General features: G+C 28.8%; 14 protein-coding genes and 1 other RNA gene. 2 read left to right on the plus strand and 13 right to left on the minus strand.

What is annotated here, in order from left to right; translation table 11 throughout:
* Positions 1 to 350 precede the first annotated feature (350 nt).
* From ssrA to eno, 7 genes are all read right to left on the minus strand, one after another.
* Positions 351 to 686: a transfer-messenger RNA gene (ssrA, locus tag DR020_RS01390) on the minus strand.
* Between the two features lie 217 nt (positions 687 to 903).
* A complete protein-coding gene (locus tag DR020_RS01395) occupies positions 904 to 1,482 on the minus strand; it encodes a xanthine phosphoribosyltransferase (protein WP_055258499.1) in 579 nt (192 codons plus the stop codon).
* Between the two features lie 29 nt (positions 1,483 to 1,511).
* Entirely contained in the window at positions 1,512 to 2,054 is a 543-nt protein-coding gene (locus tag DR020_RS01400) for a phosphatase PAP2 family protein (RefSeq protein ID WP_055258498.1), read from the minus strand.
* A gap of 34 nt (positions 2,055 to 2,088) precedes the next feature.
* A complete protein-coding gene (gene smpB, locus DR020_RS01405; protein ID WP_112365063.1) occupies positions 2,089 to 2,559 on the minus strand; it encodes an SsrA-binding protein SmpB in 471 nt (156 codons plus the stop codon).
* A 313-nt stretch (positions 2,560 to 2,872) separates the two neighbouring features.
* Positions 2,873 to 5,101: a ribonuclease R gene (gene rnr / locus DR020_RS01410; RefSeq protein ID WP_058992941.1), complete on the minus strand. Its 2,229-nt coding sequence runs from the start codon at positions 5,099 to 5,101 to the stop codon at positions 2,873 to 2,875.
* A gap of 227 nt (positions 5,102 to 5,328) precedes the next feature.
* Positions 5,329 to 5,565 carry a preprotein translocase subunit SecG gene (gene secG, locus DR020_RS01415; protein ID WP_055258491.1) on the minus strand — a complete coding sequence of 79 codons (237 nt, stop codon included), beginning with the start codon at positions 5,563 to 5,565 and terminating at the stop codon, positions 5,329 to 5,331.
* 97 nt (positions 5,566 to 5,662) lie between these two features.
* The gene (gene eno / locus DR020_RS01420) at positions 5,663 to 6,997 is read right to left on the minus strand and encodes a phosphopyruvate hydratase (protein WP_112365064.1); all 1,335 of its coding nucleotides are present in this window, start codon (positions 6,995 to 6,997) and stop codon (positions 5,663 to 5,665) included.
* Between the two features lie 171 nt (positions 6,998 to 7,168).
* Here eno and DR020_RS01425 point away from each other — a divergent pair, with 171 nt between their 5' ends.
* A complete protein-coding gene (locus DR020_RS01425; RefSeq protein WP_160110429.1) occupies positions 7,169 to 7,924 on the plus strand; it encodes a M15 family metallopeptidase in 756 nt (251 codons plus the stop codon).
* Positions 7,925 to 8,042: 118 nt separating this feature from the next.
* On the opposite strand, the gene DR020_RS01430 is transcribed toward DR020_RS01425, so the two are convergent.
* Entirely contained in the window at positions 8,043 to 9,062 is a 1,020-nt protein-coding gene (locus DR020_RS01430) for a dipeptidase (RefSeq protein WP_112365066.1), read from the minus strand.
* Positions 9,063 to 9,297: 235 nt separating this feature from the next.
* Here DR020_RS01430 and DR020_RS01435 point away from each other — a divergent pair, with 235 nt between their 5' ends.
* Positions 9,298 to 10,098 carry a CPBP family intramembrane glutamic endopeptidase gene (locus DR020_RS01435; RefSeq protein WP_112365067.1) on the plus strand — a complete coding sequence of 267 codons (801 nt, stop codon included), beginning with the start codon at positions 9,298 to 9,300 and terminating at the stop codon, positions 10,096 to 10,098.
* A 54-nt stretch (positions 10,099 to 10,152) separates the two neighbouring features.
* Here DR020_RS01435 and gpmI read toward each other — a convergent pair whose 3' ends face one another.
* The 5 genes from gpmI to DR020_RS01460 form a co-directional block, all read right to left on the minus strand.
* On the minus strand, positions 10,153 to 11,688 hold the full coding sequence (gene gpmI / locus DR020_RS01440; protein ID WP_055258481.1) for a 2,3-bisphosphoglycerate-independent phosphoglycerate mutase: 1,536 nt from the start codon (positions 11,686 to 11,688) through the stop codon (positions 10,153 to 10,155).
* Positions 11,689 to 11,991: 303 nt separating this feature from the next.
* The gene (tpiA, locus tag DR020_RS01445) at positions 11,992 to 12,738 is read right to left on the minus strand and encodes a triose-phosphate isomerase (protein WP_112365068.1); all 747 of its coding nucleotides are present in this window, start codon (positions 12,736 to 12,738) and stop codon (positions 11,992 to 11,994) included.
* A gap of 114 nt (positions 12,739 to 12,852) precedes the next feature.
* Positions 12,853 to 14,031: a phosphoglycerate kinase gene (locus DR020_RS01450; protein WP_055258477.1), complete on the minus strand. Its 1,179-nt coding sequence runs from the start codon at positions 14,029 to 14,031 to the stop codon at positions 12,853 to 12,855.
* A gap of 133 nt (positions 14,032 to 14,164) precedes the next feature.
* Positions 14,165 to 15,178, minus strand: coding sequence for a type I glyceraldehyde-3-phosphate dehydrogenase (gene gap / locus DR020_RS01455; RefSeq protein ID WP_055258475.1), 1,014 nt, complete (start codon positions 15,176 to 15,178; stop codon positions 14,165 to 14,167).
* A 61-nt stretch (positions 15,179 to 15,239) separates the two neighbouring features.
* Positions 15,240 to 16,274, minus strand: coding sequence for a sugar-binding transcriptional regulator (locus tag DR020_RS01460; protein ID WP_055258473.1), 1,035 nt, complete (start codon positions 16,272 to 16,274; stop codon positions 15,240 to 15,242).
* Positions 16,275 to 16,357 lie beyond the last annotated feature (83 nt).

Raw genomic sequence — 16,357 nt, forward strand, 5'->3', positions numbered from 1 at the left:
TGTAAGGTCTTTACTATATGGTGGAGACGAGGGGTCTATGGCGTCCAGTGTTTCCACATTGATATTTTATTATAAAATTAATTAAATATTTTATCAATATTCTGGCTATGACTATATCTTGACATTTATATAAAATAAATGTCCTTGGCGTATTATAGAAGCTTAGTATAGTTTTTATCTTCTATCCTAGTATTCCATAGCTTAAAAACTTTAGGAACCTATAAGTCGATACAAGGCTGTTAGATTTCTCTACATACCTCTCGGTATTGCCGGTGGCATAATCCACTACGGTTTCACCGATAAAGCCAAGTTTTCACTTATGAATCACTTCATAAGGCGACCATCTTTCAAAAATCGAACCCCTGTCCGAAAGTAGACCAGCCTGACTTTCTACGAGTGTAGTCTACATATTACATTCGCTCATTATGCCGCCTATAGACGGGCACATAATTTGCTAGCTTCATAAATACCCCCTTAGCTCAAAGCTTTACTAAGATTCGTGTCCCACTCATTTGACACCCGTAATCCAAGCCGTAGGCAACCTGGGCGGATGAGTAGCTTATATTAAGCTGCTAATGCAAAATTATTATTATCTGCGTTTATATTTAATGCATATTTGATTTAGGAGGGAACATGCTTACCTCCACTCGCTTACCAAACCCATCATTACCCCCGTCGAAGCCAAAACGTCCCCATGTAGTGCGATAACAATATTGATTTGACACTATAATTATATACTGTATTAAGATTTTAGTCAACATTTCATTATAAATTAAAATTATAATTAATATTGTAAATTTTGATTTTAATTTCAAATTTTCCATTTTAAATATAATGCAATAAAATTAGTTTTTTTGATTAATTATTTATTCTAAATCCAAAGAAAAAATTGCTAAATAAATTTTATTTAGCAAAATAAACTTTTCCATTTTCTATTTTTTCTATAGATACTAAAGATTCGACTCTTATTCCTTTATTTTCTAAGTTTTCTCTTCCTTTTTGAAATGCTTTTTCTATAACTATTCCAACGCCAACAACTTCAGCTCCTGCTTGCTTTACTATATCCATAAGAGCAAATGCACCCGATGCATTTGCTAAAAAATCATCTATTATTAGTATTTTTTCACCTTTTTTTATAAGATTATCTTTAACAACTACATTATATAATGTATTTTTAGTAAAAGAATATACTTCTGATTTATAAATGCCTAAAGCATCTCTTGACACTCTATCCATCTTTTTTCCAAAGACCACAGGAACACAATCAAAATATTGTGATGTTATCGCACTTATTCCAATACCTGCTGATTCTACTGTAAGAATTTTGTCTATCTTTTCATTTTTAAATCTTTCTTTAAATTCTTTTCCTATTTCATTAAAAAGTTTTACATCCATTTGATAATTTATAAATGAATCTACATGAAGTATATTATCTTCTGTTATAGTTCCTTTATTTCTTATTGTTTCTTTTAATATTTCCATTTTTCTCCTTTCTAGAGTAGAAGAATTTATTATATTCTTACCATAAATGTTTGAAACATATATATAGTAGCTTGACTACATAATAATCCAAGTGCTATTCCAGCAATAATATCTGTTGGGTAATGAACATATAAATACATTCTAGAAAATGCAATTAAACTAGCTATTATTAAAAATGCTACACCAACTCCAGCAAAACAAGTAAGCAATACATTAGCTACTGCAAAAGATGATGCTGTATGTCCTGATGGGAAAGAATAAGTATTTGGTTTTCTAACTACAAGATCTTGTTGAGTCATATCTTTGCAAGGTCTTGAACGCTTAACCAAATTTTTAATTACTCCTTCTCCCATTATTGTAGTAAATATAAGAGCTGCTATAACCATAAGTCCAATTATTCTATATTTACTTTCAATTACTAAAGCTATCCCTAAAAGAGACCAAACAGCACCAAATTCACCTAACATGGTGAACATGACCATAATCTTATCTAATATAGGATTACTTAATTTAGATCTTATTTGCTTTAATATAAATATATCAAACTTTTCTCTTTTAGATATATGATTCATTTATTTAGCCCCCTTTATAAATTTTATTTTGTGATTAATACCTATTTTTTTCCTTCATCTGTCTTTCTATATCTCTTTTATGGGCTTTTTCAAGCATTGCATCTCTCTTATCATAATTTTTCTTACCCTTGCAAATACCAAGATTTATCTTTACTCTACCATTTTTTAAATACATTGATAATGGAATTAATGTTACCCCTTGCTGATTTAACATGCCTTCAATTCTTCTTATTTCTGCTTTATGAAGTAATAATTTCTTAGGTCTTAATGGATCGACATTAAATATATTACCTTCCTCATAAGGACTTATATGCATACCATATATTATAATTTCACCGTTAACAACTTGTGCATATGCCTCCTTAATATTTGCTCTTCCTTTTCTTATTGATTTTACTTCCGTTCCTACTAAAGCAATTCCTGCTTCCATTGCTTCTTCTACAAAATAATCATGTCTTGCTTTTCTATTTTCAACTAATGTTTTATTATTATTAGCTCTAGCCATTATCTTACACCTCTTAAACAAATTACAATATAATAATTTAAGCTATATTATTTAATTTTATCATATTTCTTATGTAAATGTAAAATATTAAGAACTATTATCAATTACATTCTAGCATATTATACATAAAAAATTAAAATATTTTATTAAAATTAAATTAAATATTAATTTATCTATTATTTAAAATTTGGCTATGTTTTAAATATAATGTTTAACCTTATTATATTAATAAAATTAAAAATATTTTAAACAAAGCCAAAATCTAAAATTAATTTATTGTTTTATTTTAAGACAAATTTTTTATCAAATAATTTTATATATCATCTTCTTTTAAGCTTTCACTATTTAATTCTCTTTTTATATTCTCAAGCTTTTCTTCTTGTATTTTTTTAGCTCTTTCTTTTTCTTCTAAAATATATTTATCTTCAACTATTTCAAAATAGACCTCTCTACTTAAAATATCTACTTTTGAACACAAAACCTTAAGTTTATCGCCTAATCTATATATTTTCTTATTTCTTTCTCCAATTAAAATTAATCTATCTTCATCATAAATATAATAATCATCTCTAAAGCTTGTTATATGAACTAAACCTTCTATAGTGTTTGGAAGTTCTACAAATGCACCAAAACCTGTCACAGATGATATCATTCCTTCAAATATTTCACCTATTCTATCTTTCATATACTCAGCCTTTTTTAGGTCATCAACTTCACGTTCTGCCTCTTGTGCAACTCTCTCCATTTCTGATGATTGTTTAGCTGCACTATCTACTATTGAAACCAACTTTTTGCTTCTATTCTCAGTTAACTCTTTATTTAAATACTCTTTTATTATTCTATGAATTTGAAGATCTGGATATCTCCTAATTGGGGATGTAAAATGGCAATAATAATCTGCTGCTAATCCAAAGTGCCCTGCACATTCTGGTGAATATCTAGCTTGCATCATACTTCTAAGTAAAAGTGTACTAATTATTGTTTCTTCATTTTCACCCTTAAATTTATCCAACACCCTTTGAAGTGCTTTAGGATTTACTTCTTCTCCCCATGTTATATCATTATATCCTAGATTGTAAATAAAAGCTTTAAACTTTTCAAGCTTTTCTGCATCAGGATTTTCATGAATCCTATACACAAATGGAACTTTAAGTTTTTCCATATGCTCTGCAACTGTTTCATTTGCTAAAAGCATAAATTCCTCTATCATTCTATTTGCAATAGCTCTTTCATAAGGTTTTATATCTATTGGCTTTCCCTTTTCATCTAAAATTATTTTACATTCTTCAAAATCAAAATCAATAGCTCCCCTATCTAACCTCTTCTTTCTTAGGATTTTACAAAGTTCTTCCATAGCCTTAAAATCATCAACTAAATCTTTATATCTTTCAATTAATTCTACATCATTATCTCTCAAAATCTTGGTTACATCAGTATAAGTCATTCTTTCATTAGTTTTTATAACAGATTGAGCTATTGTATGATTAACAACCTTACCTTGTCTATTTACCTCCATAATACAACTTAAAGTTAATCTATCAACTTTAGGATTTAATGAACATATTCCATTTGATAACTTTTTAGGAAGCATAGGAATAACCCTATCTATAAGATATACAGACGTTGCTCTTTTAAAAGCTTCCTTATCTATAACACTTCTCTCTTTAACGTAATGAGTTACATCTGCTATATGAACTCCAAGCTTAAAATTTCCATTTTCCAATCTTTCAATAGATACAGCATCATCTAAATCCTTAGCATCTTCTCCATCTATTGTTACCATTTTTATATTTCTAAGATCTAACCTTCCTTTTATTTCATCTTCAGTTATAAAATCTTCTATATCTAAAGCACTATTTAAAACACTTGGTGGAAAATCCTCAGGCAGATTATACTTCCTTATTATAATATCTATATCAATCCCTTTATCTCCTGGCCTTCCTAAAATTTCAACAACCTTTCCCTCAGGATTTTTTCTCTTTCCATCTGGCCACCTTGTTATTTCTACCATAACTATTTGACCTTTTTTAGCCCCATTTCTATCTTTTTTAGATATAAATATATCATTTTGAATTCTTTTATCTTCCGGAAGCACAAATCCAAAACTTTTATTATCTTCATAAATCCCTACAATATTTTTATTTACTCTTTCAACTATATTAATTATGATACCTTCAGTTCTTTTTCCATTTCTGCCTTCTTTTATTATCTTAGCAACTACTCTATCACCATTCATGGCACCCATTAAATTAGTTTTTGCTATAAATAAATCTTTAATTCCTTCAATATCAGGAATTAAAAATCCAAATCCTCTGTCATGAATTTCTATTTTCCCTGTAATGACTCCCATCCTTTGTGCTAAACCTAACTTATCGCTTTCATCTCTTGCAAGTAAGCCTTCTTTTTCCATAGTTTTTATGGCTTTTTTAAAAGACTTATATTCATTCTTATTTATATTAAATATTTTAGCTATTTCGGGAATTTCCATTGGTTTATAAGCTTCTTCTTTCATAAAATTTAGTATAACTTCCTTAAGTCCCATATTGCCTCCAACATATATTTTAATTATTAATTTCTAAAATTCTTACCTTATCCTAACACAATAACAAATAATGTTCAAATAATTACTTCATTATATTATATATTATTATAATATGTAGTAGTTTAAATTTTTAACCTGGGTTTTTATTATTTAAAACTCTATTGTATATTCAAATAAAAAACCACCTAAGGTTAAAAATCATTTAAACCCTAAGTGGTGTTTTCATATTATGAAAATATATTTAAATTTAATAATATTGTGCATATTGCAAATAATATTGATGTAACTATTGTAAGTTTTACTAGTCTAGCTTCTTTTGTTCTACCTTTATTTTTAGCAAAAAATGTATCACCATTTCCAGGAACAAATCCACTTAATGCATCAGATTTACTTGGTTGAACAAGTATAGATATCATTATAATAACAGCTAATATAGCTTCAATAACTATTAAAATATCTCTCATAGAAACTCCTCCTATACACATATTTAACAAATTATATAATAGCATAGTGAGAAGTTATTTACAATAATACTTAAATTTAATTGGTAAATTTATTAAATTATTTATTTTCCTTACATTCACAATTTTGATTGTTGCAACATTGTTTTATATTAAAAAATGCTTTAATTCCTCTATATTCTGATACATCCTCAAGTTCTTCATCTATTCTTATAAGTTGATTATATTTTGAAACTCTCTCTGATCTTGCTGGTGCTCCGGTTTTTATTTGACCTGAATTTGTTGCAACTACTAAATCAGCTATTGTTGTATCTTCAGTTTCTCCTGATCTATGAGATACAACTGCAGTATATCCTGCTCTATTTGCCATCTCTATGGCATTTAAAGTTTCTGTTAATGTTCCTATTTGATTTAGTTTTATTAAAATAGAGTTTGCAACTCCTCTTTTAATACCATAACTTAGTCTTTCTGTATTAGTTACAAAAAGATCATCTCCTACTAACTGAACTTTTTCACCTAACCTCTCAGTTAATAGCTTCCATCCTTCCCAATCCTCTTCTGCCATACCGTCTTCTATTGATATTATAGGATACTTATTAACCCAGTCCTCTAAAAAATCAACCATTTCTTCTGCTGTTAATGTCTTGCCTTCATGCTCTAAAACATATTTACCATCTTTATAGTATTCAGAAGAGGCTGCATCTATTGCTATAAATATATCTTTACCTGCTGTGTATCCAGCTTTTTGTATCGCTTCTAAAATAACTTCTATCGCCTCCGCATTTGATTTTAAATTAGGTGCAAAGCCACCTTCATCACCAACGCCTGTTGAATATCCTTTTTCATTTAATGTTTTCTTTAACGCATGATAAACTTCAGCACAAGCTTGAATAGCCTTGTTAAAACAGTCAAATCCAGCTGGCATAATCATAAATTCTTGAAGATCTACAGAATTATCTGCATGGCTTCCTCCATTTATTATGTTCATCATAGGCACTGGTAAAACCTTAGCATTTACTCCACCTATATATTGATATAGTGGAATTCCTAAATAATTTGTTGCAGCTTTAGCAACAGCTAATGAAACACCTAAAATTGCATTAGCACCTAATTTTTCTTTATTTTGTGTTCCATCTAATTTAATTAATTCTTTATCTATCGCCACTTGATCAAAAACATTCATTCCTATCACAGCTTCTGCAATAGTTTCATTGACATTATTAACTGCTATTTCAACACCCTTTCCCATAAATTTATTTTTATCATTATCTCTAAGTTCCACAGCCTCATATATTCCAGTAGATGCACCTGATGGAACTGCTGCACGCCCTACTGTTCCGTCTTCTAAAACAACCTCAACTTCCACTGTTGGAAAAGCTCTAGAATCTAATATTTGCCTTGCTACTATATCTACTATTTCAACATATTGTTTCATGTAAAATCCTCCTCAATATAATTATTTATATACTTTTATATTGTTCCTTATTTCCTAAATATTATTATAATTTTCATTATTATTTAAAAATTATTTTAAAATTTCAATATATTTGTTTTTTTTACTTTTTGTGTTAAAATATATATAAATAATTTTATGGATGTGATTTCAGTGATTAATTTAAAAAAATCATTAAGTATAGTATTTTTATGTATTTGTACACCTTCTCTTTTAGGGTGTGGTACTGCTTATATATCCACTAAAGCTAACTTACTTCAAAGCAATACTAATCAATCTGATACTAATTCATTTTCTTTATCAGATAACAATATTACTTACAATAACTCAAATGAATCAGATATTCCAATTATAAATTCTAAATTCTCAATTCTTGTTAATAAAAACAATAATTTAGACAAAGATTATATACCCGATACAAAAACTCCTAATATTCCTTATAAAACAAACTCTTCTGTTAGATATGATATTGTTGATTCAGTTGAAAACTTGTTTAAAGATGCAAAAGAAAAAGGCTTTGATTTAATGCTTGTAAGTGGGTATCGCTCTTACGATTTACAATCTTCTATATATAATAATAATATAAAAAACAAAGGAGAAGCTTGGACAAGTCAATTTTCTGCTAAACCTGGACAAAGTGAACATCAAACAGGCTTAGCTATTGATATATCATCTGTATCTCAAGGAGGAGGACTTTATCAATCTTTTGGTGATACAGAAGAAGGAAAGTGGCTTAAAGAAAATTGTGCAAACTACGGGTTTATATTAAGATTCTTAAAGGATAAAGAAGACATTACAGGTTATACTTATGAACCTTGGCATTTTAGATATGTTGGAGTTGATGTTGCAAAATATATAATGAAAAACAACTTAACTTTTGAGGAATATTTAAAACTTATCAATAATTAATACTAAAAATAGCAAGGATATTTTCTCCTTTAATATATCCTTGCTAAATATAACGAATTAAAAAAGATATCATTCTATACTATCTTTATATAGTATTAAAATATTTTAAATAATAAAACTATCTTAGAACATCTTTAATAACTCTTGTAACATTTTTTTCCCAAAGCTTTTCTATAAAATCATCACTAAATTTATCTTTTTTTAATGCATGTAAAAGTTTATTCATTTCTCCTACATTCGCCATCTCTAAAGTACTATCTACTCCATCAAAATCTCCACCTAGAGATAAAACATCATCTCCACCTATGTTTCTTATATACTTTATATGATTTACTATATCTGATACATAACTTATATTATCATCTCTGTTGCTTAAAAATCTTCCAAAGTAATTTATACCTATTGTTCCACCAGCATTTGCAATTGCTTTTATCATATCATCTGTTAAATTTCTTGGATGACTAGCTAATGCTCTTGCGTTTGAATGAGATGCTACAAATGGTTTCTTAGAATGTTTCACCACATCCCAAAATCCACCATCTGATAAATGAGATACATCAACTAACATTCCAAGTTCATTCATTCTTTCAATTGTTTCAATTCCTTTTTTCTTAAGCCCTTTATTCATAAACTTAGCAACTGCATTAGGATATCCCAATTCATTTTCATGATTCCAAGTTATTGTTATAAGCCTAACCCCTTTATTGTAAACATCTTCTATTCTTTCTAACTTTCCTTCTATTGCACCACCCTCTTCAATTGTTAAAAATGCAGATATTTTATTTTCGTTAAAATTTTTCTCCATTTCATCATAATTTCTTGCAATTGCAATACTATCTTTATTTTCATCTAAGTTTTTCATCAAAGTTTCATACATTAAATTAAAGTAATTATACGGTGTTTGTTTTATCTTTTTCAAATAATCATATTCAACAAATAAAGCAAAAAATTGAGCCTTAGCATTGGCTAATCTTAATTTTTCTAAATCCACATGTAAATCATTCTTTTTTAAATTCATTTTTTCTTCTATGACATTTTCATAACTACTATTAGTTGTTCCATCTTTTTGAAATGAATGACCTTTACTATTTGTGTGTATAAGACTTATTGTATCACAGTGCATATCTATAAGATTCATATAAAATTCCCCCATTAATAAATTTGATTTTTTGCTATATTTTTACGGATTTATTTTACTATCTAATTATACAACTAAATCCTATAATTTACATGACTTTTTTAATTATTAATTATTAAACCTTTTAGCATTAAATAATTTTATTATTTTTAATTTTTTTAATATTTATCTTTTAATTGTTTAATACTATTATTAAATCATAACCTTTAATTTACTATATTCAAAGGAGGTTTTTATGACCATTTTCAAAAAAACTTTAAATGTTTTAGGTGCTGTTATAGGAATTCCACTACTTCTTTATTCCTTATTATACATAGCTAATTTTATTATTTTATATTTTTTTATTACAGTTGAGAAAATTTCTAACGTTTCATATCTAAACGAAGTTTTAATTAATACTGCTTATATAGGAACATTGATTGGTGAAGGACTCACAGTTTTTATATTATTTATAATTTTTATATTTATTCCTAAAAATTTAATTAAAAGATGCAATTTCAAAGAAATAAATAGTAAAAAACTACCTGTGATAATTTGTTTAACAATAGGTCTTAGTTTATTTTCAATGCTCTTTGTAATTTTAGGTCAAAACTTTTTTCCAAGCTATCAAACTGTAGAAAACACTATGAATGCAGCTAAAAATTCGTATATTAAAATGCTAGTTGTGCTTTTAATTGGACCTATTTTTGAAGAAATTATATTTAGAGGTGCTATATTCTCTATTTTAAGAAAAAACATTCCTCTTGTACCTGCAATTATAATTCAAGCAATATTATTTGGTCTTCTACACGGAAATCCACTTCAAGGAATTTATGCGTTCTTTTTAGGCATTGTTTTATGCTTAATTTACCTTTATACAGGAAGCATTCTAGGAAATATGCTTTGTCATATAATATTTAATATCTTAGGAAGTGTTATCTTACCTATAGTTTTTGCTATTTTCCCAAATATTTTAATAATTACTATTTTAGGAATTATATTTTTATTTCTTGCTTATCATTTTTATAAAAAAGAACATCTATATAAAATACAATAAAATTTCATAAAAAAAACACATAGGATTTTTTCCTAAGTGTTTTTTTATTTAAAACTATTTTATTAAATTTTCACCTGTCATTTCAGAAGGTACTTCAAGTCCCATAACTGTAAGCATTGTTGGTGCTATGTCAGCTAATTTTCCTTTAGATTTTAACTCTTTTCCTTCTGAATCTTTTGAAATCCAAAGGAAAGGAACTTCATCAGTTGTATGAGCTGTCATAGGATTTCCTGTTGAATAATCTATCATAACTTCAGCATTACCATGGTCTGCAGTTACAAATACTGTTCCATCTTTCTCAAGAACTTTTTCAACTACTTTTCCAAGACAAGTATCTACTGTCTCTATTGCTTTAACAGCAGCTTCCATAACTCCTGTATGTCCCACCATATCAGGGTTTGCAAAGTTTAATATAATCATATCATATTTATCTTGATCTAATCTACTTATTAATTCTTCAGTAACTTCATTTGCACTCATTTCTGGTTTTAAATCATAAGTTGCAACCTTTGGAGATGCGATTAATGCTCTATCCTCATTAGCATTTGGAGTTTCAACTCCTCCATTAAAGAAGAAAGTTACATGTGCATACTTTTCAGTTTCTGCTATTCTTAATTGATTTAATCCATTTTTAGACACATATTCCCCTAAAGTATTAGTTAACTTTTCAGCTCTATATGCAACATCAACATTTTGTAATGTTTTATCATATTGAGTCATTGTTACAAATACTAAATTAAGATTTTGTCTTTCAAATCCATCAAACTCTTTTTCAGTTATAGCTCTTGTCATTTCTCTAGCTCTATCTGGTCTAAAGTTGAAGAATATAACAGAATCTCCACTCTTAATTCTAGCTACTGGCTCTCCATTTTTTTCTATAACACATGGTAAAACAAATTCGTCTGATTTATTATCATGATATGAATTTTCCATACATTCTACGGCTGAAGATGCTTTTTGTCCTTCTCCTAAAACCATAGCATTATATGCTAATTGAACTCTTTCCCATCTGTTATCTCTATCCATTGCATAATATCTACCACTTATAGTAGCTATTTCACCTACTCCAATTTCCTTCATGTAGCTCTCTAATTCCTTAACGAAATCTACACCTGAACCTGGAGCAACATCTCTTCCATCCATAAAACAATGAACATAAACTTTAGTTAACCCTTTTTGTTTAGCTAAATCTAAAAGTCCTTTTAAGTGATCTATATGTGAATGAACTCCTCCATTTGATAAAAGTCCCATTAAATGTAATGCAGTATCATTTTCCTCTACATTTTTAACTGCCTTACATAATGATTCATTTTTAAAGAAATTACCTTCTTTTATTTCTTTAGTTATTCTAGTTAATTCTTGATATACTATTCTTCCTGAACCTATATTTAAATGCCCAACTTCTGAATTTCCCATTTGACCTTCTGGTAGTCCAACTTCTAAACCTGAAGCTTCTAATTTAGTATGTGGGTATTTAGCAAAATATTTATCATAATTTGGTTTTTTAGCCATTTCTACAGCATTTCCATCTTCTTTTGGAGCTATTCCAAATCCATCTAATATCATTAATAATACTGGTTTTTTAGTCATCTTAATCCTCCAAACTTTTCTATTTAATTATCGAAATTAAAATAAATTTTCTATCTATAAATATTAAAATATAAAAACATTTTTTATTCTTTTTATATGCTTGTTTAACAAATTTATTATACTATATTTTAAAAATTCAAACAACTGATAAATATTATTAAACATTTTACAAAAACTATCCATACTTAGTTATTAAAACAATTGCTATATAAAAATTAAAAAAGCTATATCAAAATAGACTTTTTAACTTATTTTTATAAGTCATAAATTTATCTTTTTGATATAGCCCTTAGTTATATTTTATTAGAAATTAACTATTTGTGAGAAGTCTGAAGCTTTTAAGCTAGCTCCACCAACTAAAGCACCATCAATATCAGACATAGCCATTTGATTCTTTATAGTGTTTGGTTTAACTGATCCACCGTATTGTATTCTTACTTTATCAGCAACTTCTTTTCCAAACATTTCAGCAACAACGCCTCTTATAGCCATTATTGTTTCATTAGCTTGTTCATCTGTAGCAGTTTTACCAGTTCCTATAGCCCAAATTGGTTCGTAAGCTATAACAACTTTTTCAACTAATTCCTTTGATAATTCTTCTAAGTCAGCTTTTATTTGAGCTCCAACAACTTGATTAGTTGTTCCGTTTTCTCTTTGTTCTAAAGTTTCTCCACAGCAAAGTATTGGAGTTATGTTGTGTGCAAATGCAGCCTTAACTTTTTTATTTAAAGCTTCATCTGTTTCATTGAAATATTCTCTTCTTTCACTATGTCCTAAAATAACATATTCTATTCCCATAGCTTCAAGCATTACTGGTGAAACTTCCCCAGTGAAGGCTCCACTATTTTCAAAATGCATATTTTGTGCAGCTATTTTAACATTTGAACCTTTGGCAGCTTCTAAAGCAGCACTTAAACACACAAATGTTGGACATATAACAACATCACACTTAGCATCTTTAACTAATGGTTTTAATTCATTTATCATTTCTACTGCTTCTGCAGGAGTTTTATTCATTTTCCAGTTTCCAGCTATTATTGGAGTTCTCATATCTTTCACCTCATAATTTTTTAATATTTTAAAAAGGCGTAGATATTATCTTTTAAGATAATATCTACTTTATAATTTCTTCAATCTATCAATCTTATATTATCTATATTTAAATTATTTATCGTTTAAAGCAGCTATTCCTGGTAAAGTTTTTCCTTCTAAGAATTCAAGTGAAGCTCCACCACCAGTTGAAATGTGTGTCATTTTATCACCAAATCCCAATGTATTAACAGCAGCAGCTGAATCTCCTCCACCAATTACTGTTGTAGCATCTGCATCTGCCATAGCCTTGGCAACAGCTATTGTTCCTTTGTTGAAGTTTTCAAATTCGAATACTCCCATAGGTCCATTCCATATAACTGTTTTAGCATCTTTTATAGCTTCTGCATAAATAGCTTCTGTTTTAGGTCCTATATCTAATCCCATAAATCCATCTTGGATATTTTGATCTTCAGTAATAACAGGAGCAACATCTTTAAATTCAGCAGCAACTCTGTGATCTACTGGTAATAAGAATCTAACTCCTTTAGCTTCAGCATCAGCTATCATTTTTTTAGCGTAGTCTAATCTATCTTCTTCAACTAAAGAATTTCCAACGCTATATCCTTGAGCTTTTAAGAATGTGTAAGCCATTCCTCCACCTATTATTAAAGTGTTAACCTTATCTAATAAGTTTTCTATAACTGCTATTTTATCTGAAACCTTAGCTCCACCTAATATAGCAACAAATGGTCTTACTGGATTGTTAACTGCTTCTCCTAAGAATTTTAATTCTTTTTGAATTAAATATCCACATACTGCAGTATCAACGAATTTAGTTACACCTTCAGTTGAAGAGTGAGCTCTATGAGCTGTACCAAATGCATCATTTACATAAATATCACAAAGGCTAGCTAATTCTTTTGATAATTCTTCACCATTTTTAGTTTCTTCTTTTCTGCATCTTGTGTTTTCTAATAAAACAACATCTCCGTCTTTCATGTCAGCAACTGCTTTTCTAGCATTTTCTCCAACAACTTCTTGGTCAGCAGCAAAAACTACAGTTTTTCCTAACATTTCGCTTAATCTTACAGCAACTGGTGCTAAAGATTTTGAAGCATCTTTTCCTAAGTGTGAACAAAGGATAACTTTTGCTCCGTTTTCTATTAAATATTTTATAGTAGGAAGAGCCCCTTTTAATCTATTTTCATCTGTTATAACTCCGTCTTTTAATGGTACGTTAAAGTCGCATCTTACTAAAACTTTTTTTCCGTTTACTTGGATATCTTCAATAGTTTTTTTATTGTAACTCATGAAATTCACCTCTAAATTTTATTTATATTTAAAATGGTCCGGTCCTAAAGTGTACGCCTTAAAGACCGGACCCATCATAGGATCATATAAGACCTATAAAAATCTTATATCCTTATTTATTAAAATACTAAAATTAAGCTAATTCAGCAAAGTATTTAATTGTTCTAACCATTTGGCTAGTGTATGAATTTTCGTTATCATACCATGCAACAACTTGAACTTGGTATAATCCTTCTCCGATTTCAGATACCATTGTTTGAGTTGCATCGAATAATGAACCATAAGTGATTCCTACGATATCAGAAGAAACTAATTGTTCTTCAGTGTAACCAAATGATTCATTTGAAGCAGCTTTCATAGCAGCGTTTATAGCTTCTTTAGTTATGTTTTCACCTTTAACTACAGCTGTTAAGATTGTAGTTGATCCAGTTGGAACTGGAACTCTTTGTGCAGATCCTATTAATTTTCCGTTTAATTCTGGAATAACTAATCCTATAGCTTTAGCAGCACCAGTTGAGTTTGGTACTATGTTAACAGCAGCAGCTCTAGCTCTTCTGAAGTCACCTTTTCTATGTGGTCCATCTAAAACCATTTGATCTCCAGTATAAGCATGAATTGTTGACATTATACCTGATTGAATTGTTGCAAAATCATTTAAAGCTTTAGCCATTGGAGCTAAGCAGTTTGTAGTACAAGATGCAGCAGATATTATTTTATCTTCAGCTGTTAATACATTTTGGTTTACGTTGAATACAACTGTTGGAAGGTCGTTTCCAGCAGGAGCTGATATAACAACTTTTTTAGCACCAGCATCTATATGAGCTTGTGATTTAGCTTTTGATACATAGAATCCTGTACATTCTAAAACTACGTCTACTCCGATTTCTCCCCATGGTAATTTAGAAGCATCAGCTTCAGCATAGATTCTGATTTCTTTTCCATCAACTGTAATAGAATCTTCTCCAGCTACAACTTTATCACATAAAGCGTATCTTCCTTGAGCTGAATCATATTTTAATAAATGAGCTAACATTTTTGGGCTAGTTAAGTCGTTTATAGCAACTATTTCATACCCTTCTGCTCCAAACATTTGTCTAAATGCAAGACGTCCAATACGTCCAAATCCGTTAATAGCAACTTTTACCATTGTGAATTCCTCCTAAATATAAATAGATATATATAAAATATTTTTAAATATTTTAAACGATTTAATTATTTTGTTGAAACTTTTTAATAATTTCTTTAGCTGCACCTTCATCTAATACTAAAACAACATTTTCATTATTTGATACAGCAGACATTATTGCTTCTGCTTTATATCTGCCTCCAGCTACAGCAACTTGATTTTTTACATTTTTTATTTTATTTATATCAATACCTAAATTAGGCATAACTGATACCACTTTTGCATTTTTGTCAAAATAAAATCCTAATGCCTCCCCAATAGCTCCTAAGTCTAATAAATCATTTATTAACTCATCTGAAACTCCTCTTTTAAATGCCATTTTTTCTGCATCTCCTATACCATATAAAAGTATATCTGCATTGTTTATATAATTTATAATTTCTTTGACATCTTTTTGTTTACTCAAAGTTTCAACTACTTCTGCTACAGCATTAGCCGGAATATGAAGCATTTTATAACTTCCATTCACTTTTTTAGCCAACTCTCCTGCTAAAGTATTAGCTTGTGTTTCTACATTTTTCCCCATTCCACCTCTAGCTGGAACAATCAAAATATCATGTAAATTCTGAATTTTAGGAAAATGATCTACCACTTCTCTTATTGTACTACCACCTGTAAGAGCAAGAACATAATCATCTTTCAATATAGACTTTATATAATTTGCTGCTGCTTTTCCAAGTTCTTTATAAACATCAATTTCTTCATCTAAACTTCCAGGAACAATTATTACATCCTTTAAGTTTAAAAGTTCTTTTAAACTTGATTCTACATAAGATAATCCTTTTATCTCATGAATAAACTCCTTAAGCATTTCTAATATGTTTTCTCCTTCTTTGGTTACATACATACCAGGCGTAGTAATTTGAATTAAATTTTGAGTTTTAAGAAAGTTAATTTCTGTTCTAACTATTCTTTCTCCTAAGCCCAAATTACTTGCTAATACTCGTCTACCTATTGGTTCGTTGTAATGGATTGTTCTTAGAATATTATATCTTTTTTCTAAGAGTTCCACCATTTCTGGAACTATTACTTTTTGCAACTTTAATGTATCTTGCAAACCAAACAACTCCTTTGGTCATTTAGCGTCCCACTTAAAACTTAAATGTCCCACAACAATTATTATAAAACAAAAGTGTACAT

This window comes from Sarcina ventriculi, assembly GCF_900456775.1.
Classification (GTDB): Bacteria; Bacillota; Clostridia; order Clostridiales; family Clostridiaceae; genus Sarcina; species Sarcina ventriculi.

Excerpts from the sequence above, each read along its gene's own strand:
- DR020_RS01450 (WP_055258477.1), bottom strand. The coding sequence starts at position 14,031 with ATGAGTTACAATAAAAAAACTATTGAAGATATCCAAGTAAACGGAAAA.
- DR020_RS01435 (WP_112365067.1), top strand. The coding sequence starts at position 9,298 with ATGACCATTTTCAAAAAAACTTTAAATGTTTTAGGTGCTGTTATAGGA.
- DR020_RS01430 (WP_112365066.1), bottom strand. The coding sequence starts at position 9,062 with ATGAATCTTATAGATATGCACTGTGATACAATAAGTCTTATACACACA.
- eno (WP_112365064.1), bottom strand. The coding sequence starts at position 6,997 with ATGAAACAATATGTTGAAATAGTAGATATAGTAGCAAGGCAAATATTA.
- DR020_RS01400 (WP_055258498.1), bottom strand. The coding sequence starts at position 2,054 with ATGAATCATATATCTAAAAGAGAAAAGTTTGATATATTTATATTAAAG.
- smpB (WP_112365063.1), bottom strand. The coding sequence starts at position 2,559 with ATGGCTAGAGCTAATAATAATAAAACATTAGTTGAAAATAGAAAAGCA.
- rnr (WP_058992941.1), bottom strand. The coding sequence starts at position 5,101 with ATGGGACTTAAGGAAGTTATACTAAATTTTATGAAAGAAGAAGCTTAT.
- DR020_RS01395 (WP_055258499.1), bottom strand. The coding sequence starts at position 1,482 with ATGGAAATATTAAAAGAAACAATAAGAAATAAAGGAACTATAACAGAA.
- tpiA (WP_112365068.1), bottom strand. The coding sequence starts at position 12,738 with ATGAGAACTCCAATAATAGCTGGAAACTGGAAAATGAATAAAACTCCT.
- secG (WP_055258491.1), bottom strand. The coding sequence starts at position 5,565 with ATGAGAGATATTTTAATAGTTATTGAAGCTATATTAGCTGTTATTATA.
- gpmI (WP_055258481.1), bottom strand. The coding sequence starts at position 11,688 with ATGACTAAAAAACCAGTATTATTAATGATATTAGATGGATTTGGAATA.
- gap (WP_055258475.1), bottom strand. The coding sequence starts at position 15,178 with ATGGTAAAAGTTGCTATTAACGGATTTGGACGTATTGGACGTCTTGCA.